The sequence below is a fragment of the Calyptranema fuscum S582 genome, from assembly GCF_055793305.1.
The window spans coordinates 26,090-45,429 of the sequence record NZ_JBSLYH010000032.1; the positions used below are offsets into that span (position 1 = coordinate 26,090).

Consider the following 19,340-nt stretch of genomic DNA (forward strand, 5'->3'; position numbering starts at 1 on the left):
TTATGCGTCAAGCCAGTTCATCCCACTCCGGGTTAAGCCCCTTGCTTGCCGGGGGAATTATGTTTGCGTTTGTGAGTTTGCTGATGGATATGCGAGGTGCGTCAGTTTCGCCTTCAACGCCCGATCCGCATGACGTCTGTCAGGGTACAGTGAATACACACGTTGTCATATCAAAAGAGCAATTAGCTCAACTCTTGACTGTGCCGGAACGAGACACGAAGACCAGAGTTCGAGACATTCTTGACACACCTTATTGCCAGTTACCTGGTTTAGAAGTGCGGGCTGGCATCGTTGCCGAACGAGACGTCTACCCTCTAGCCTTTGACCCGCAAACGCGGCTGGTCATTCTTTATGAGGGCAATGAATATGCCGGGTATCGGTTCAGTTTCCAATAAATTAATCAGAATCGGGTGGCTAGTAGTAGTATTAGCCACCAGTTGCAGTCGCTTTGGTGTCAGTGAGCCAGTGCGATCGCTACAAGTGCAACAAAATTGGGAATTGCAACCGGGTGATACGGTCGCTGGCTATCGCATTGCTGGCAGCCTGGGAGATGTTTCGGTGGAGTTAAACGGAGGAACTGTTTATGCGCCGTTTGATGGCAAAGTGCAACCCAATGATATTCAGGGATGTTTGATTTACTCCAGTCCTGAAGTTCCTGCCTATCTATTTCGCCTGTGTGGCTTGCGATCGCCCAAATTAGGAGATGTCAAGCAAGGAGATGCGATCGGCAACGGCAACTATTTGCAATTTGCTGCCCTCAGACGCCAGCCAGAAGGCACCTGGGCGATCGTTGAACCTGCAAGTGACATATTAGAACGCGCCTTGAAAAAGCCGTAGACCCCGGTTAACGATACCTGCCCCCCTGCACTTAATCATGGAATGATCTATTGTGGGCGCGGGCGACGCCCGCGCCCACAATAGATCATTCATTTTCTGAATCCCAGGGAATCAGCACTGTAAAGGTAGTCCAGCCCGCCTCACTGGTAACGGCAACCGAGCCTTGCAACCGAGTCATCAATTTTTGCACCAGCGATAAGCCCAGACCTGTGCCACCCTGATTGCGGACATCACAACTCGTGATGCGGTAGAAGGGTTCAAAAATGCGGGTCTGGTCTGCTTCAGAAATTTCAACACCAGAGTTGCTGACCTGGATTTGCAAGAGTGTTTGATCTGAGGTTTGACCCGGAATTGCTTGTGCGGAGACTAGAATGTGTTCCCCGACGGGTGTGTATTTGCAGGCATTATGAACCAATTCTGAAAGAATGCGGGCAAGGCTGGAGAGATCGGTCGTCAATAACGGTAAATCTGGAGACACATTGATTTGAAAGGTTTGCTGCTGAAGCTGGGCACGTTGTTGAAACCCTTCAAGGATGTGGGGAATCCAGTTTTGGATCTGGGCTTGACAGCGTTCTGGTGGCACCAGGTTGGCATCGACTTCCCGCATTTCCAGCAACTCATTCACCATCGTGATTTGCTGTTCGCATTGCTCGTTGAGAATTGTGAGATATCGATTGACGCTTGAATCGTTAGACACCAAACCAGATGCAACAAAATTGGGTTGAGAAAATACCAGTTCTAACAGTCGAATGGTTGTTTTGATATTTGCCAGGGGCGTTCGTAAGTCGTGGGAAACGGTTGCCAAAAATTCTTCTTTCAACTCGATCAATCGTTGCTGTTCTGCCATTTGCAATTCCAGTTGGCGCGCCCGTTCGATCGCCAAATTCCGCTCTTCGGCTAACAGGCGTTGCGTCACATCTCGAAAAACTGCAATCACGCCATTGAGTTCGCCCCGATTATTTTTGAGTGAAGTAATGCTATCGGCAATGGGAATCGTGGTTCCCTGTTTAGACGTGAGCAGAAAGGGTTTATCGAGATAGATGGGCATGTCTTGTTGCAAAGCCGTAGCCACAAGCTGTTCGCTGACAGACTCTTGTGTTTGGCTATCGACTAAATTAAACACCTGGGCAATCGTTTGGTCTTTGGCTTCTTCTTGCTTCCATCCGGTTAACTGTTCGGCAACCCGATTGAGAAACTGAACCCGATTTTGGGCATCTGCAACAATGACCCCATCTCCCATACTTTTGAATACGGTTAAAAGTAATTGCTCTCGTTCGTAGCGTTGCAGAGCCGTTTCGATCGCAATATAAAGTTCTTTTTCTTTAATGGGTTTGAGTAAATAGCCGAAGGGAGCCGTAATTTTAGCCCGATCTAACGTTTTTTGATCGGAATGCCCTGTGATGTAAATGACGGGAATCAGGAGGGTATTCCAAATCTGCTCGGCGGTTTGAATTCCGTCCATATCGCCCTGGATGCGGATATCCATCAAAACCAGATTGGGGCGATGTTCTGTGGCTTTGGCAATGGCTTGTTCGCCGGAGGATGCGATCGCCGATACGATGTAACCCAATGATTCTAAATATTCTTGCAGGTTGATCGCAATAATCCGTTCGTCTTCGACAACCAGGATACGGATTGCCTCAGAAGGCGTAGATGAAGAGGGGGGAAATTGCATCACAAGCATGAGTTCTCTTGGGGGAATTCGATTTTAAACTGTGTTCCGGCTTGGCTACTAAAGCTGAGCGTTCCGTTGATCTGCTCAACTAAACCTTGAACCAGCGTCATGCCTAGCGATCGAATGTCGCCTAAATCAAAAGCCGGGGGCAAACCAATGCCATCATCTTGAATGACCAGGGTTAAGGTTTTGGCATCACTTTGACAAAACTCAATCCGCAGTTCACCTGTTCGATCGGGGGGAAAGGCATATTTTAATGCATTGGAGATTAGTTCATTAATGATTAAGCCGCAGGGAATCGCAATGTCGATGTTGAGGGCAATGTCATCTACATGGGTAGTGAGAGCAACCCGGCTAGGCTCAACGTTGTAGGATTCCAGTAAGTAAGTTGCCAAATCTTGAATGTAGTGGGCGAAATTGATTTTGGCAAGGTTATCTGAACCGTATAGCTTTTTATGAACCAGAGCGATGGACGAGATCCGGCTTTGGCTATCTTGTAAGGCGGCGATCGCCTGCGGGTCTTTGGCTCTGCGGATTTGGAGTTGCAACAAGCCATCAACAATTTGTAAGTTATTTTTGACCCGATGATGCACTTCTTGCAGCAACACTTCTTTTTCTCGCAGCGATGCTTTGAGTTCCGCTTCAGCCTGCTTTTTGTCTGTAATATCTTGCTGCACTGCCACCATAACATCACCATAGTCTGGGTGAGTGAGTGCCGATGTCGTAGCTTGACACCAAATCAGCGTTCCGTCTTTTTTGATATTGCGCACTTCATAGCTGGCTTCTCCATAGCGAGTCACTGCTGCGGTAATCTGCCGGTTAATTTCTCTGGCATCTGTCGTTTCATCTTCATAGTTGACGATGGAGACGTGCTGGCCGTTGAGTTCGCCCGGTTCATAGCCAAACATTTTTTCAAACTTCGGATTGGCATACACAAAAATGCCATCGGCTGCCCGCACCAGACAGATGCCTTCAGCCATATTCCGGGTGATAATCGCTTGCAGTTCCAGTTCTTTTTGCGCTTGTTTGCGATCGGTAATATCTAAAACTGCCCCAACTAACTGCACAATCTGCCCGTCGCTGTCTTCGATAGGGTCGGCTCTGGTTTCCAGATATCGCACCGAGCCATCAGGTTTGACGACCCGATATTCCACCTTAAGTTGTTCTCTATGGGCGATCGCCCGTTGCAGTGCCGTCTGAAAATTAGCCCGATCATCGGGATGCACCAGCTCAAAAAACTCTTCTGGAGTGGGTTCGCCCAGATTGGGGTCGCGTCCAAATATATGAAATGTTTCGTCTGACCAATGTCGCTGCTGTGTTACTAAATTAAATTGCCAACTGCCGACATGGGCAATTTGCTGAGCGGTAATTAGTTGCTCTTCCCGTTGGCGCAGGACTTCTTCTGTTTGTTCTAACTCGGTCAGGTTGCGCAAACTGACGACGACACCCGAGATCGTTTGATCTACATCCATGTAGGGAGCATAGGTAACATCGATGAATTGGTTCCCTTTACCGGGATAGGTAAACCACGCCTGATATTGTAAGGTCTGTCCCTTAAGACATTGATCAAAGTAAGGTTTGACCACACTTTCAAAGACAGGCTGACCCAGGATTTCACTTACGGAAACCCCCACAACCTCGTCTTCTGTTTTCTGATGCCAACTCAAATAGGCAGGATTGACGACTTGATAGACGTAGTTGCGATCGACCAGAGCAACGCCATCCGATATATCCGAAATAATATGTTTGTAACGTTGCAGGGCTTCGTCGGCTTGCTTGAGTTGGGTCAGATTGTGAGCGCTAACCAAAACAGATGTAATTGTGCCATCATTTTCACGACAGGGCGAGTAGGTAATTCTCATAAACTGCCGTCCCAGTGTCGGGTAGTCAAACCAGGCTTCATATTGAATGGTTTGCCCTGCCAGGCATTCGTCTAATTTAGGGCGAACCAGTGTTGTAAATACGGTTTGCCCCAACAGATCGCTAACCGAATGTCCGACAATGTCGTTGTACTGTTTGTTGTTGTAGTGCAGATAAACGTCGTTAACAAATTGGTAGACGTAATTGCGATCGAGTAACGAAATGGCGTCAGTGGTGGCAGAAATAATCCGTTCGTATTGTTGTAAAGCAATGCGGCTATCGGTGTGAAAAGCCCGTTGGGTATGAGTCTGACAGGGCTGGCGTTGACGATAAAACAAAACAACTATCCAACCGATCTGGCTGAATAGGAGAACCATGACGATCGAGGTCATGGCTGCATGACTAAACACCCCATCCAGTCGGAACCCCACGTCTCCAATCTGGGCGATCGCACCCTCTAGAGTTTGCATGTTCATGGGCAAATTCGACTTTGATTTAGGTTATAGCGCTTCGCACCTGAATAGATTACGGGTGTTATGAGAGGCGATCCTTTCAGGATGCACCTCTCACAATCCATTTGGGATTGCTTTTGAGATTGCTATAGATGTAAAAAACTATTCCCATTTCCTATTTTTAAAATGTCAGTTTTTTGTCCTAATCGCGTTAATTTTTGTTGTTTGTCATACACCTTAGAACCCCGATAAAAATCACTTGAACGCCTTTTTTATAAGGAGTACGGCTCTGCCATACTCTCCCTAAACGTTATAGTTTTTAACCATGTCGAGATTCTTAAATAGGGTCTAAGATTATTCCATAATGCACGTTTGCCGCACTATAAGTTAATTTTAGACCTGGACACCCGCAAGATTTCTACCTGGGCTGAAGCAGCTGTTGCCAAGCGATTAGCCGACCCGGAGCAGGGGGTTTAACAGCTATGGCGAGGTGTAGCAGTGGTTATACCTAATCTTTTATGAGGTTGTGTCAAACTAGAACCCCCTGTAGTCCCCCTTACCAAGGGGACGGCGACAGCCGGGGGTTGAATAAGGCGCAGCTTCACATTAAATCGGTATAACGAACTTGCACACCGCTATCGATGGCATAGACGGCTATGAAAGAGAGAGCCGCGCGTTGCGCGGCTCTCTCTTTCACTGTTTACCCGTGGGATTCTAAACCAGCGGTTTGTAAATTGGTTCCCGTCGCGTCTCCCGTCACCTCAACCGTTACCGCTCCGGCAGAATGATAGCCATTGCCATTTGTCGATGGTGGTGCTTGAGTTTCGTCTGAATCTCCCTCTGTGACCGGGCGGCGTCCTTCGATCAGCTTCAAGGCACGCGGGACAGATTCGGGCAAGATGACCACGAGCGCATTTTTAGGAGCCTGATCGAGAGCCGTGTTAACCGCTTCTGTTTCGTCCAAAATCACTTCATAGCGCATGTTGGGCTGGATCTGCTGAATCCCTTCGACGATAAACTTAGCAGCGTCGCCTCTGGGTCGTCCGCGATTGTCATTATCTTCTTTGACAATAATGCGATCGAAAATTGCTGCTGACAACCGACCCAGCGTAATGAAGTCCTCATCTCGGCGATCGCCCGGACCCCCAATCACACCAATGCGATCGCCTTGCCAATTGCGTACAAATCCGCCCAAGGCTTCGTAGCTGTGGGGATTGTGGGCATAGTCAATCAGGGCATGGTAGTCGCCCAAATCGAATAAATTCATCCGACCGGGTGTTTGCCCAACCGACGCCCGGAACGACGATAAGGCTTTGCGAATATGTTCTATTTGCACACCCTGCGCAAATGCCGCTAAGCAAGCTGCCAGAGCGTTGGCGATCATGAACGGTGCACGTCCCCCCATGGTCAACGGCACATTTTCTGCTTTTTCGATGCGCAGCGTCCAATCGCCCTTAAGAACAGAGAGATAGCCATTCTCATAGACAGCGGCTAACCCTCCCTGTTGCGTATGGCTGGTCACCAACTCGTTATCAGGGTTCATCGAAAAATAAGCAACCTGAGCTTTCACCCGTTTTGCCATTGCTGCGACCAGGGGATCGTCTGCATTCAGAACAGCATAGCCGTTGGGTCGAGCCGATTCGACCACGATGCTCTTGAGATGAGCCAGATCTTCAACCGTTTCAATATCGCCAATGCCTAAGTGGTCGGCAGCCACATTGAGAACCACACCTACATCACATTGGGTAAAGCCCAGACCTGAGCGCAGCATGCCGCCCCGTGCGGTTTCCAGCACAGCTACTTCTACGGTGGGATCTTGCAAAATCACCTGGGCGCTTTGGGGTCCTGTGGTGTCGCCCTGCTCTGCCATGTAGTTGCCGATGTAGATGCCATCGGTGGTGGTATACCCTACGACCTGCCCTGTCTGCCTGAAAATATGGGCGAGCAAACGGGTGGTGGTAGTTTTACCGTTTGTCCCTGTGACCGACAGAATGGGGATGCGGGTCGGTGTCCCGGCAGGGAACAGCATGTCAATCACGGGTTCTGCCACGTTGCGGGGAATCCCCACACTGGGGCAGAAGTGCATACGAAAGCCAGGGGCAGCGTTGACTTCCACAATCACGCCATCGACTTCACGCAAAGGACGAGAGATATCTGGAGTCACAATATCGATCCCGGCGATATCTAAACCAATGGTTTTGGCAACCCGCTGGGCGATCCAGATATTTTCTGGATGGATTTCATCAGTGCGATCGATGGCAATGCCCCCGGTACTCAGGTTAGCCGTCGCTCTGAGGTAACAGATCGTTCCCTCGGGTAATACGGTTTCCAGGGTGTAACCTTGACGCTCTAGCAGTTGATAGCTATTGCGATCGACTTCGATCTGCGTCAGAACATTATCATGCCCTTCGCCGCGCCGGGGATCGCGATTGGTTTCTTCGACCAGTTCAGCAATGGTTAGTTTGCCATCTCCGACCACATGGGCAGGAACCCGTTCGGCAACAGCGACCACTTTGCCGTTGACCACGAGAACTCGGTGGTCGCGTCCGCGATAGTAGCGCTCGACAATCACCCCTTTGGAGACGGCTTTGGCAACATCGTAGGCTTCTTCTGCCAGTTTCCAATTGTCGATGTCAATCGTAATGCCGCGCCCGTGATTGCCATCCAGGGGTTTGACTACAATGGGGAAGCCACCGACATCGGCGATCGCTTCTTCTAATTCGTCTAAATAATAGATCACTGTACCGCGTGGCACAGGAATCCCGGCATCTCTTAAAATCCGCTTGGTGCCTTCTTTATCGCTGGCTAATTCGACACCTAAAATGCCTGTCTGACTGCTGAGCGTGGCTTGCAAGCGTTTTTGATGAACCCCTTGACCGAGCTGGATCATTGCCCTTGCGCCCAGTTGTGTCCAGGGAATCCCTCTGGCTTCGGCTTCGTTGACCAGACATTCGGTGCTGGGCCCCAACGAGGCATCTGCCCAAAAAGTGCGCAGATCTGCCAAATCTTGTTCCAGTTCTTCGGCAGGGTAATGACCATTATCAACAATACTTTGGCAGAGACGAACGGCTGCTCTGGCAGCATAGCGTCCGGCTTGTTCGTCCATATATTCAATCACCACCTGGTAGGTTCCAGGGGTTGTCGTTTCACGGGTGCGACCAAACCCTACGGGCATCCCGGCAAGAGTCTGGAGTTCCAGCGCAACATGTTCGACAATGTGCCCCATCATTGTGCCTTCTTGCACCCGACTGAGAAACCCTCCCCGACATCCCGGCGAACAAAAGTGTTCGACCAGACTGGGTAGAGCTTCAGTTAACCCCTGATAAAACCCTGAGATTTCATTGGAAGGTCTCTCGGAAAGATCCTCCAGATCTAGGCGCAAAATAATCAGTTTTTGATGTCTGATACTCCAGTAGTTGGGACCTCGTAATGTCTGGGTCTTGAGGATTTTCATAAGAATATGGGGTCAAGCTATGTCAGTGATTTTGGGCAAGGAGGGGGGAACAGCACGCTATTGCTCTAGTCTCGGACGTTTGGAAAATAACAAACCGTTCATGCTGAACAATTTTTCTAAGGTTTTGTGGCTTCGAGGTTAATTTGGATGAGGCTTTAGCAAGATGTGTGTGCTGAAGCAAGATATGAATGCTGAGGGTGCGTTATTTTCTGGATTATTTTAAGTTGGTTTTACGTTCGCACCCCAGCGTTGTCGCCGTTAGAGAGTTGCCTGGGAAACCTCGTTTCCCGTTGATTCTTCTCTAGTCTCTCGGTGGAATGGTCATAAAACCCGATTTGATGATTGCCCTATAGATAGTCAGGCGTTTTCACGTTTTTGATTCTGGGCAACGTTTTAGCTCTTGAAGATTTGTCTTCTTAATTTTAGGTAGTTATCTACGGGTGGACTTCACCTTATCAAACTAACCCGATCGTCAACATATATCGGGGGAGCTAAATCAACATGAAGAACTTTTTTTGTCAATAGAGGGGGTGCCATAACAAGGGTGAGAGAGTGGTCTGAGCAGGATCTGACCCATTGCCAACCTGGTTTTGACATAGGGGTTAAGCCTTATGGTGGATAAGACCGATGAATGCTAATGCGGTTGAGGAATGATGGCGCGCTTATAGACATGGTAGCGATCGCCATGGCTGAGCACATGCACCCGCAGGTTATGAATGCTGAGGGGATCGGTGGTGCCGATCTCGGGTTGGTTGGTGTAAATCAATTTGCCCGGATCGATGATGGTAACCGTGCCTTTGCCAATCACCTGAAACGAACCATCGGCTTCAAACATGGCGCAGGTGTCTTCATCAATGCCAATGCCCAGGCGATCGGGATAACTGGCGATCGCACTCATCAGCCGTGCCATGCGGTTGCGATTGTGAAAATGTTGATCGACGATCACTTCGGGAATAATCCCCAGGCCCCCCGTCAGATCGACTAAGGAGCGGTTGGGAGACTCGCCACTGCCGCCACCCGCAATCATATGTTCGCCCATGACGGCTGCCCCGGCACTGGTTCCTGCCAGGGTAATCTCGCCGATCTGGGCACGCTTGCGAATGGTTTCCATAATTGGTGTGTCTGCCATCAGACCGCAGAGCCGCAGTTGATCGCCCCCCGTCATAAACACACCACTACAGGTTTCGGCGTAGGCATACCAATCGGGGCTGTCGCCCTGTTCTCGTTCGCGGACATCCAAAATTTCGATTTCTTTGGCACCCATCTCCGAAAAAATGGTGCGATAGCGATCGCCAATAATCGATGGCTCTCTAGAGGCGCACGGAATGATAGCAATGCGAGCATCGACTGCCCCAGAGCGATTGAAAAATGTCTGAAGAATTTGGCGACCGTGTACTTTATCTTCCGCACCACCAATCACCATGACAGCGTTTTTTTGTGTAATCTCTGACATCCTTTGCTGAAGGGATTGAGTTTCTAATTGCAGCACCATATCTCTCCTGGACATGAAGTTGAATAACCGCTCCAGTCCGCTACCGAATATGGATGCCACTCTTGAATTATGCACCTGCTTAATCTCTGCAACACCCTTACTCACACTTAGGTAATCCTAGTAATCTCCGCTGGGGAGAGTTGACCGGGTAGCATTGACAATATCTGCTCCCATTTATCATAGGGCGATTGTCTGCCAAGACGAAACTGAACGCTCGCTGGGGTAAAAAAATTCCCCTTAACCATACTACGTCTGTTTATTCAACAGGAGTGTTCGTCTTAAACCCGTCGGGCGGTGTTTCATATCTGTTGTTCATGTTTGGGAAAGGTGCGCGGAGCGCACCTTTCCCAAACATGAACAACAGATCTAGAACATCCCCCACCCTAGAAAGCGGGCATTGCTTAATGTTGGGAAGGATTTGGACGTGAACCCGACGGGTTCACGTCCAAATCCTTCCCCAAACTCAGCAACATCAGAGCGTGCTGTAAACGGATGCAGTGTAAATTAAGGATCGTGGATTTAATAAAACCGAAGATTTATTTTTGGAAGCGCGGCTCCGCCGCGCTTCCAAAAATAAACTTCCAGGTTTTAATTGATTTGTGATCCTAAACAAGGAACGGATGAGTGGACTTGAGGGTTTTCAATATAGGAATCATCTCAGATTTTTCAACGGAATTTAACTGATTCGAAAATTTTTATTAAGAAATATCCAATTGTGCGTTTTGACATTATTACTCTATTCCCTGATTTTTTTGCGTCGCCGCTGGCATCGGGCTTGCTGGGCAAAGCGTTGGCAAAGGCGATCGCCAGTGTTTACCTTACCAATCCCCGAGATTTCACCCTCGATAAGCACCGTCGGGTAGACGATGAACCCTACGGTGGCGGGGTGGGCATGTTGATGAAGCCGGAACCGATTTTTGCGGCAGTGGAGTCATTGCCCCAGTTGCCACGGCGTCAGGTGGTGTTGATGACGCCCCAGGGACAACCGATGAATCAGCCGATGTTCCAGGAATTAGCCGCAGAGGTTGAGCAACTGGTTGTGATCTGTGGTCATTATGAAGGGGTCGATGAACGGGTGTTGCATCTGGTTGATCGAGAGGTGTCTCTGGGAGATTTTGTGCTGACCTGTGGCGAGATTCCGGCGTTGGCGTTGCTGAATGGCGTGATTCGGCTGTTACCGGGGACGGTAGGGAAAGAAGAGTCGCTTAAGTTAGAAAGCTTTGAAGCCGGGTTGTTGGACTATCCGCAATATACCCGTCCGGCAGAGTTTCGTGGGTTGCAGGTGCCGCCAGTATTGTTGTCAGGAAATCATCAGGCGATCGCGCAATGGCGTCAAGAACAACAGGTGTTACGTACTCGCGATCGCCGACCTGACCTATACGCCCAGTGGATGCAAAAACATCTCTGAATCCGCCGTATCTAAATTCGCGGTGTATGATTTGGGGCGCGAAGTGCCTCAAATCGTACACCCCAAAAAATTGGTTATGACACCGTCCGACTATACCGACGATCGATGGTTCCAGAGATTTGCGATCGCAATTTTTCTAGGAGGGCAGGTGCTGGTTCGCCTGTTTCGCGGCAGGTTTTATAGCCGCAGTGTTCTGGAACATATGGTAACGGTTGGACCCGCATCGCTCAATGCGGTACTGCTGACGAATTTTTTTGCGGGCATGATTTTTACCATCCAAACGGCGCGATCGCTGGTCGATTATGGTGCCGTGAGTGCGGTAGGAGGAGCCTTTGGCATTGCCTTTTGTCGTGAATTAGCCCCCATTCTCACCGCTTGCGTGATTACCGGGCAGGTGGGGTCTGCCTTTGCTGCCGAACTGGGGAGTATGCGCGTCACCGAGCAAATTGACGCCCTACAAATGCTGCGAACCGATCCGATCGATTTTTTGGTGATCCCGCGAGTGGTTGCCTGTTGTTTGATGCTGCCCGTGATGACGGTTTTAGGGCTGGTGACAGGGATTGTCGGTGGCATTTTTGTTGCCAATTATTTTTATGGCGTCTCATCGGCAGAATTTCTACATTCTGTACAAGCGATTTTGACGCTGGTGGATTTAATGAATGTAGTGATTAAAAGCCTGATCTTTGGCGCGTTGGTGGCAATTATCGCGTGCAACTGGGGGCTAACCACAACGGGTGGGGTTAAGGGAGTTGGGCGATCGGCAACGGCGGCTGTGGTAACAGCCTGGGTTTCTATTTTTGTGGTTAATTTCTTTCTATCCCTGGTGATGTTTCAGGAACTGGGGATTCGCTAACCGCCTCAGTACCGTCGATAAAACTGGTTGACCCGTGCCTGCCATTGCTGCCAATACTGCACCATCAGCTCAGGTTCAAACCAAAACACCTCGGCAGGGCGATCGGGAATTGCCACAATCAAAACAGCATGGTTGAGCTTTAGCCCGTGCTCTGCATAGGTATGGTTGATAGCACCGCAATACGCGGCAAGCTGTAAGGGACCGTCGTAGAGCCGTTCAATCGACCCCTTGGGTTGGTCAGCCGTTTTCCAGTCAAATACGCAAGGGATCTCGCCATAGTTGGCAATGCAGTCTACTTTTCCGGCATACCCCAGGTCGTCATGAAACACAAATCCTTCCACCAGACGAACGGTTTGGATATTTTCTAAAACGGGTTTGAGGCTCTCCCAATAGGGTTGTACCGTGGGCGGACACAAGATCTCTTCTCCCAGCAAGTGGTGTTTCAGGTGTTTATGGGTGAGGGTGCCCCGGCGGCTAGCCGTTCCGGCAATGCGATTGGCTTCGGCAACCCCCACGCGATCGCGCCATTGCCTTAAGGCATCTCGATCAGCCTGGGGTTTGGTGGCATTGAGAATCGTAGTCACACTGGGCAACCGCATCCCCCGACTATCTAAGAAATACTTTTGTCCATTTTGCCGCACCGATTTTGCTTGATAGGTCGGCAACAATTCCAGGTTCGACATAGGGTTCAGGGGTATGCGGACAATAATTTCTAATTCTGAAGAATAGGGACAGAGGAACCCTATACCTCAACATCATGACCACTTTAGGACTATCCTAAGCTTTAATAATGGACAGATGGTAATGTTCTAGATTGTCGTGAATGGTTCGGAAAAGCACGCGCCACGTGTCTTTCCGAACCATTCACAACAGACTGACAACACGACCTGAGATGTTAATCAACTGGCTGAAAGAAACATGGTAGCGGTAGCAATTCTGGCAGCGGGGCGAGGCACCCGAATGAAATCTGATCTGCCTAAAGTCCTGCATCCCTTAGGGGGGCGATCGCTAGTTGAGCGAGTGTTAGAAAGTTTATCGGAGATTCAACCGACGCGTCGGTTGATCATCGTCGGGTATCAGGCGGATAGCGTGAGAGCGGCGCTGAGCCAGTATCCCGACTTAGAATTTGTTGAACAAACGGAGCAACTGGGCACAGGTCATGCCGTGCAGCAAGTGATTCCGCACCTGGATGGGTTTGATGGAGATTTATTGGTTTTAAACGGAGATGTGCCGCTGCTGCGTCCCAAAACCCTGCAATTGATGCTGCAAACCCACAGACAGGCACAAAATGCGGCGACTATTCTCACCGCTCAACTGCCTGACCCCAAAGGCTATGGGCGAGTGTTTTGTGATGGCAATAATGTGGTCAAACAGATTGTCGAAGATCGCGATTGCAATGCTGCACAGAAACAAAATCGTCGGATCAATGCAGGCATCTATTGCTTTCGCTGGTCTGCTCTGGCAGAGGTATTGCCCCAACTTCAGCCCAACAATGACCAGAAAGAGTATTACCTCACCGATGTCGTCAACTTTTTGCAACCTGTGATGGCAGTGGATCTGGACGATTATCAAGAAATCCTCGGCATCAACGATCGCAAACAGTTGGCAACGGCTTACGACATTTTGCAAACCCGAATTAAAGATGATTGGATGAAAGCGGGCGTGACGCTGGTCGATCCCAGTAGCATCACGATTGATGATACGGTGCAGCTAGAGCCAGATGTGGTAATTGAGCCGCAAACCCATTTGCGTGGCACAACGTCGGTTCAGGCGGGTAGCCGAATTGGACCCGGTAGCTTGATCGAAAATAGCCAGATTGGGGCAAACGCAACCGTGATGTATTCCGTGGTCACTGATAGTCGGGTGCAGGCAAATGCACGGGTCGGTCCTTATGCCCATTTGCGGGGGCATGTTGAAGTTGGTGAACACTGCCGCATTGGCAATTTTGTTGAGCTAAAAAACTCAACCCTGGGCGATCGCACCAATGTTGCCCATCTCTCTTACATTGGCGATGCCAGCCTGGGCGAACGGGTGAATGTGGGAGCCGGAACGATTACGGCGAACTACGATGGCTTCAAAAAACACCGGACTCACATTGGCGATCGCACTAAAACAGGGTCTAACAGCGTCTTAGTCGCACCTGTGACCATTGGCGAAAATGTCACCATTGCGGCGGGTTCCATCATTACCGAAGACGTTCCCAACGATGCCCTGGCGATCGCCCGTGCCCGTCAGGTTACGAAACTCGGCTGGAAACCCAAAACAGAACATTAGAACCCTGGCTTCATCCGGCAACCCGATCTGATGCTGGTGCTTTTATCGCAATGGATTTTTGTTTGCCAGCCATGCTCCGCATGGCTGGCAAACAAAAATCTGTTCTAGCCGAGCGCGAAGCGCTATAGAGCCATTCTCAAGGGTGTGAAGCACAAGATGTTGCGTGAGAGCCGCGCGGAGCGCGGCTCTCACGCAACATCTGTGATCTATCCAGGTGCGAAGCGCTATCGATGGGGATTACTTCAAATGCTGGGAGTCGTTAAATCGATGGATTTGCCAGAGGTCGGTGTTAAAACGGTTCTGGTCTTGGGCATGCCAGCGATCGCGGTTGAGCCAAAATTCAAAGATGGCAGTATTGCGAGCATGAAGCCGCCAGGAGCGATCGCATCCCAATAGTTCCGCGATCAGGTGTTGCAAAATCCAGCTGTGGGTAACAATCCAAATATGGTCGCCATCGGTATGCCGTTCGAGGATGCGTTGAATAAATTGATGAGAGCGATCGCGAGCTTCAGCCAACGATTCTGCACCGGGTACCTGAATCCAGTCAGGGGATGATTCCAACTGGGCACAAAGATCGGGATACTGGGTCATCGCTTCTGCCCAGGTCAGCCCTTTGAAAATGCCATTTTGATGTTCTTGCAGTTCTTCGGCATACTCAACGGCGATCGCTCCCTGCCGTCGGGTTAATACGTCCAGCGGCGCATCGATCTCACCATCCACCAGATCGCTGATGGTCGAGGGCAGGGATTCTGCCAAAAATGGGGATAGCAAAATTTCTGTGGTTTGCACTGCCCGTTTTAAGGGGCTGCTGTAGACATGGGAGGGATGCCATGACTCGGCTAGCAATCGCTGGGCTAACTTTTCGGCTTGCAATTTGCCATCTTCTGTGAGTTCAAATTCTCCCAATCCTTGCATCCGTTTTTGTTGGTTGCCGACAGATTGAGCATGACGAACAAACAGCAGTTTCAACAGCTTCATAGCGCGTTTTGAGGGCTGGTTAAGCTTTAATCATACGTTTTAATGCTGCGATGTTAATTTTGCCCTGGCTATTGCGGGGCAGGCGATCGCTGGCAATCCAGTGTTTGGGACGTTTGAAGCTACACAATTTATGGCTAATCCCGGTTTGCAAGTCGGCAACAGTTACGGATGCATCACGCGGTACATAAATTGCCGTCACCCGTTCGCCCCACTCCGAGTCGGGTAAACCGATAACACAAACATCCGCCACTTTTCCGGTCGTGTGAATGGCAGCTTCAACTTCAGCCGGAAATACATTTTCTCCGCCAGAAATAATTTTTTGGCTATTGCGCCCCACCAGATGCAGATAGCCTTGCTCATCAAAGTAGCCCAGATCATCCGTTGGAAAAACGCGATTCGCAGAATTGCCAGGTCGGTGATCAGGAGTGCGATCGCCAGTTTCATCCACCGTTTCAAAACCGAGATTAACGGGATCGTGGGTGCCGGATGGATAATAGCCCAGTGCTAGCGAATCGGCTTGAATCCAAACGTTGCCCATCTGGTTCGGTGGCAGACAATGATCTGGGCGATCGCCTACAGTAATGTGCGCGTGCGGTAGCACCTGCCCACACCCCGTTTTTCCTTGAAGAAAATCGTCTGGTTTGAGTGTCGCAATTTGGGAGGCTGTTTCGGTCATGCCATAGGTAGGTGCCACCCGAATCTGTGCCTGTCTTGCCTGGGTCAATAAGCCTTCCCAGGCAGGCGCACCTCCCAGTAACACAGTTTGAAATCGGCTCAGCCAGTCTGTTAAGTCAGGCTGATCTAGCAATCGTTTGAGTTGAGTGGGGACTAACGAAATAAAAAAAGTCTGGGGATCAAACTCTGGCAACGTTCCATGGGTCAGGAATTTAAAGGGGAAGAGGGCAAGCTGTCCTCCCGTCGTCAGCGATCGCAGAACTTGCATCAATCCGCTGACATGATAAAGCGGTAACACACAACACGCATTCACCTGTTCGACCTGGAAATAGTGCTGAAATCCGCGCACCGACGCCATCAACGTGTCCCAGGTATGAATGGCAAAACGAATTTGTCCAGACGTTCCACCTGTCGAAATCATAATTGTGCCTGCTCCCCCCGTGAAGACGCGATTCATCGCGTCTCTACCATCCATCCCGTTTTCAATCTCGATTGCGTCTCTACTTCCGATCGCTTTACCAGGATTGATCCCATTACCAACACCGATCGCGTGACCGACGTCGATCCCATTACCAACATCCATCCGGTTTCCAACCGTGATCTCATTGCCAACACTGATCGCATTTCTAGCACGGATCGTATTTCCAACATCGATCGCGTCTTTACTACGGATCTCGTTGCCGAGATGCATCGCATTTTCACGGATAGAGTGTCCGGGTTGAATACCCCAGATCAGATCGGGTTTTACGTAATCAAGCACCTGCTGCCATTCCGCTTCAACCCACTGGGGATTCCCTAAAAATACGGGATAATGGGCAGTACATGCTGCCATAAAACTTCCCAGGAACTTTATTGGATCGCTTTCTGTCAGCAAAATTACTGGCAAAGTTCCTGAGTGCGCTGCTTGGGCAAGTTCCTGAAGTCGTCGCTCAGTGACATCTACAATCTGGCTTTCCCTCTGACCGATCAGCCAGTGGTCGTTGTGGCGCTGTCGCAGGTAGGTGAGAGGGTCTGCCATATTTCTTCAAAATTGGATTGATCGAAGCGGCGATCGCCAAACCATTGATTGATCCCAAAGCCAATTGCCCGTTGCTGTTGCGGGACAGACGGAATCAGGCGAGTTTCAATAAAGTGGCGAGCGATCGCTGTTTCAAAGACTGAAGACCAGACTACATCAACATTGCGCGTTCGACAAAAGGTTCGCAACGGATGGATAGATCCTGCGATCGCCGCTTTGATCACAAAAATTCCGCGCCACCCTGCCTGATAGCACTGCTCTAACTGATGCACCGTCGTCACCGACTCATCCAACGCGATCGGGGTTTGGTATTGCTGACTGAGTTGCAATAACTGCTCAAACGAATCGGGTGGCAAGGGTTGCTCTAAAAATTCGATCGTTCCCAAGAGCCGTGATCCCAGTTCAAATCCCCTATTCTGGCGATCGCACCACTCTAGCCACCGGCAAGCCTCTTCATAGCTCAGTCCACCGTTGGCATCCAGTCGAATTGTGCTGCCTGCGGGTAAAGCCTGGTGCAGGGGGGCGATCCAGTCCCACTCGGCTTGCATCGGCTGCACCCCAATTTTGCACTTAAAGGTTCGGTATCCCTCCGTCCAGGGGATTTGCCAGGAATGCAGAGCGATCGCCCCAGTTGGCAGCAGATAACTATAGGTCAGGGGTTGAGTCAGCGTCTGATCCACCTCAACGGAATGCAGCAGTTCCCAGGCAGACTCAAACCCAAACTGGCAAGCATACAAGCGATCGGGAATGGACCCCATCTCCTCCTCGGTTAACACCGCAGGAAGTTGCTGACAAAAGCTCAACGCATCTGCCCATGATTCTGTGCCAAACCAGGGTAAGGGTGCGATCTCACCCCAGGCAATGTGCTCATCTGGATGAATGAGTCGCAAAATAATGCCCTCCCGTTTTACCCATAGACCATGATGGGTTTCGAGAGCACGTTTGAAGGGACGAGCATAGGGGCGAAATTCAAACCGACAGGACATCCGTCATCTCAGTGCGATCGTTCTCAATCAACGTTTGGTTGTCCTAAAAAAGTAATAGTTTTTTGTGGCATGAACGACACTCACATAACAAAACGTCATTCCATGAATACCCCTAGTGTTGCGAATACTAATACCAATTTAATGAGCGATTGCACCAGATCCCGTGGGGGCGCATCGCGATGCGCCCTTACAGAAGATTGATGTGCCGCGCAGTCTATTTAAATCGGTATAAATTTTGCAACATGGGGTGTGTGGGCTGCGCCCCACGCAGGGGTGGAATCCCTGCACCCCGCTGTATAGCGCTGTGCAGGTTGATTCAGTACGGTGTTGTGGGGCGCTCCGCGCCCCACAACACCGTTTCTGTACTTAACGAACTTGCACACCGCTATAAAACGTTTGATTGGATCTACTAGTTAAACGAAAAAAGGCGCACTCCCGCAGGGAGTGCGCCTTTTTGAAGAAATATTACTGTACGTCTTCTCGGGCGGTCTTCGCTTTAGCCTTAGCTTTAGCCGCGCTCCGACGCAACGCATCGAGGCGAGTCTCGTATTTTTTGCGCTGGCGTTTGTTCGGTGCCTGATCAATCAGGATTTTTAAAGCACTTCCCAGACTCTTATAAGCATTGGGCAGGGTATAACCAAATCGGGTTGCCAGGGCGATCGCCTTGTCATCGGAGTCAACCGCTTCTTTCAACTGTTTTTGCCCATTATTGCGCTGATATAACCGGAAACCCGATACGCTACACAACACCAGGGCTAAAACCAACAACAGACCATCCTGTACCCACAGTTCACCCACTGCGCCGCCCAGACCGATCGCCAATGCTGCCATTTCCCACCCATCTCTGGGAATCGTATCGTTCTGGATGCGGGCAACTTCGTGCCAAAACAGTAGATTGCGCTGATCGAGCGCTAAGGCATCCCACTTCACCAAATCAATCTGAATTTCTACTTGATCTTTTCCGATCTCTTCACAGGTGACTAGAGGTGGGTTGACCGCCGTGGCTGCTTCAACAGACACCCAACTTTTGAGTTCAGGTGGCAGCAGACCCTTGAGCCGTCGTAGCTCACTCAGATCAGCTCTTGCAGTAGCAGTAGCATATGAGGTCATGAATCTCACCTTCAACGATTCAAATCGAAATAAACCAGATCCTTTCTATGGAGTATATCGGTCTTTTGCCCCGATGGAGTGTTCCAGCAGATAGAACTGAGCAGAACGTTGCGTTTGCTCTCCTAGACTCCGACTCCTCTCCTAATCTTAACTTTTACCCCTGTGATTCAGCAGTCGGTACAACCCGATCTCAGTGTAATTCGCCATACTGATTTTAATTTAACGTGAAGTTGCAGTCCTATCCGTACAATCCGCGCCCGGATTTTAT

General features: G+C 50.0%; 14 protein-coding genes. 5 read left to right on the plus strand and 9 right to left on the minus strand.

Features of this window, described 5'->3' with window-relative positions; genetic code table 11:
* Positions 1–2 precede the first annotated feature (2 nt).
* Both ACR6Z4_RS20300 and ACR6Z4_RS20305 read left to right on the plus strand, forming a co-directional pair.
* Positions 3–395 carry a hypothetical protein gene (locus ACR6Z4_RS20300; RefSeq protein ID WP_479719138.1) on the plus strand — a complete coding sequence of 131 codons (393 nt, stop codon included), beginning with the start codon at positions 3–5 and terminating at the stop codon, positions 393–395.
* On the plus strand, positions 361–837 hold the full coding sequence (locus ACR6Z4_RS20305) for a hypothetical protein (RefSeq protein WP_479719139.1): 477 nt from the start codon (positions 361–363) through the stop codon (positions 835–837). Before ACR6Z4_RS20300 ends, ACR6Z4_RS20305 begins: the two co-directional genes overlap by 35 nt.
* 85 nt (positions 838–922) lie before the next feature.
* Here ACR6Z4_RS20305 and ACR6Z4_RS20310 read toward each other — a convergent pair whose 3' ends face one another.
* The 4 genes from ACR6Z4_RS20310 to ACR6Z4_RS20325 all read right to left on the minus strand — a co-directional run bounded on the left by ACR6Z4_RS20310 (position 923) and on the right by ACR6Z4_RS20325 (position 9,767).
* A complete protein-coding gene (locus ACR6Z4_RS20310) occupies positions 923–2,521 on the minus strand; it encodes a hybrid sensor histidine kinase/response regulator (RefSeq protein ID WP_479719140.1) in 1,599 nt (532 codons plus the stop codon).
* A complete protein-coding gene (locus ACR6Z4_RS20315) occupies positions 2,512–4,848 on the minus strand; it encodes a PAS domain S-box protein (protein ID WP_479719141.1) in 2,337 nt (778 codons plus the stop codon). Before ACR6Z4_RS20315 ends, ACR6Z4_RS20310 begins: the two co-directional genes overlap by 10 nt.
* A 676-nt stretch (positions 4,849–5,524) precedes the next feature.
* Entirely contained in the window at positions 5,525–8,278 is a 2,754-nt protein-coding gene (gene cphA / locus ACR6Z4_RS20320; RefSeq protein WP_479719142.1) for a cyanophycin synthetase, read from the minus strand.
* A 634-nt stretch (positions 8,279–8,912) separates the two neighbouring features.
* Positions 8,913–9,767 (minus strand): cyanophycinase, encoded by an 855-nt coding sequence (locus tag ACR6Z4_RS20325; protein WP_479719196.1) that lies wholly within the window; start codon positions 9,765–9,767, stop codon positions 8,913–8,915.
* 718 nt (positions 9,768–10,485) lie between these two features.
* Between ACR6Z4_RS20325 and trmD the strand changes: the two genes are divergently transcribed.
* A complete protein-coding gene (gene trmD, locus ACR6Z4_RS20330; RefSeq protein WP_479719143.1) occupies positions 10,486–11,178 on the plus strand; it encodes a tRNA (guanosine(37)-N1)-methyltransferase TrmD in 693 nt (230 codons plus the stop codon).
* 76 nt (positions 11,179–11,254) lie between these two features.
* Entirely contained in the window at positions 11,255–12,031 is a 777-nt protein-coding gene (locus tag ACR6Z4_RS20335) for an MlaE family lipid ABC transporter permease subunit (protein ID WP_479719144.1), read from the plus strand.
* Between the two features lie 5 nt (positions 12,032–12,036).
* On the opposite strand, the gene ACR6Z4_RS20340 is transcribed toward ACR6Z4_RS20335, so the two are convergent.
* Entirely contained in the window at positions 12,037–12,714 is a 678-nt protein-coding gene (locus ACR6Z4_RS20340; RefSeq protein WP_479719145.1) for a PD-(D/E)XK nuclease family protein, read from the minus strand.
* 235 nt (positions 12,715–12,949) lie between these two features.
* Between ACR6Z4_RS20340 and glmU the strand changes: the two genes are divergently transcribed.
* A complete protein-coding gene (gene glmU, locus ACR6Z4_RS20345) occupies positions 12,950–14,305 on the plus strand; it encodes a bifunctional UDP-N-acetylglucosamine diphosphorylase/glucosamine-1-phosphate N-acetyltransferase GlmU (RefSeq protein ID WP_479719146.1) in 1,356 nt (451 codons plus the stop codon).
* Positions 14,306–14,542: 237 nt separating this feature from the next.
* Here glmU and ACR6Z4_RS20350 read toward each other — a convergent pair whose 3' ends face one another.
* The 4 genes from ACR6Z4_RS20350 to ACR6Z4_RS20365 form a co-directional block, all read right to left on the minus strand.
* Positions 14,543–15,283, minus strand: a complete 741-nt coding sequence (locus tag ACR6Z4_RS20350; RefSeq protein WP_479719147.1) for a histidine phosphatase family protein — start codon at positions 15,281–15,283, stop codon at positions 14,543–14,545.
* A gap of 19 nt (positions 15,284–15,302) precedes the next feature.
* Positions 15,303–16,976, minus strand: coding sequence for a 2-succinylbenzoate--CoA ligase (locus ACR6Z4_RS20355; RefSeq protein WP_479719148.1), 1,674 nt, complete (start codon positions 16,974–16,976; stop codon positions 15,303–15,305).
* Complete coding sequence (locus ACR6Z4_RS20360) at positions 16,925–17,962, minus strand: o-succinylbenzoate synthase (protein WP_479719149.1); 1,038 nt, start codon at positions 17,960–17,962, stop codon at positions 16,925–16,927. Before ACR6Z4_RS20360 ends, ACR6Z4_RS20355 begins: the two co-directional genes overlap by 52 nt.
* A gap of 465 nt (positions 17,963–18,427) precedes the next feature.
* Positions 18,428–19,072, minus strand: a complete 645-nt coding sequence (locus tag ACR6Z4_RS20365; RefSeq protein ID WP_479719150.1) for a DUF3318 domain-containing protein — start codon at positions 19,070–19,072, stop codon at positions 18,428–18,430.
* Positions 19,073–19,340 lie beyond the last annotated feature (268 nt).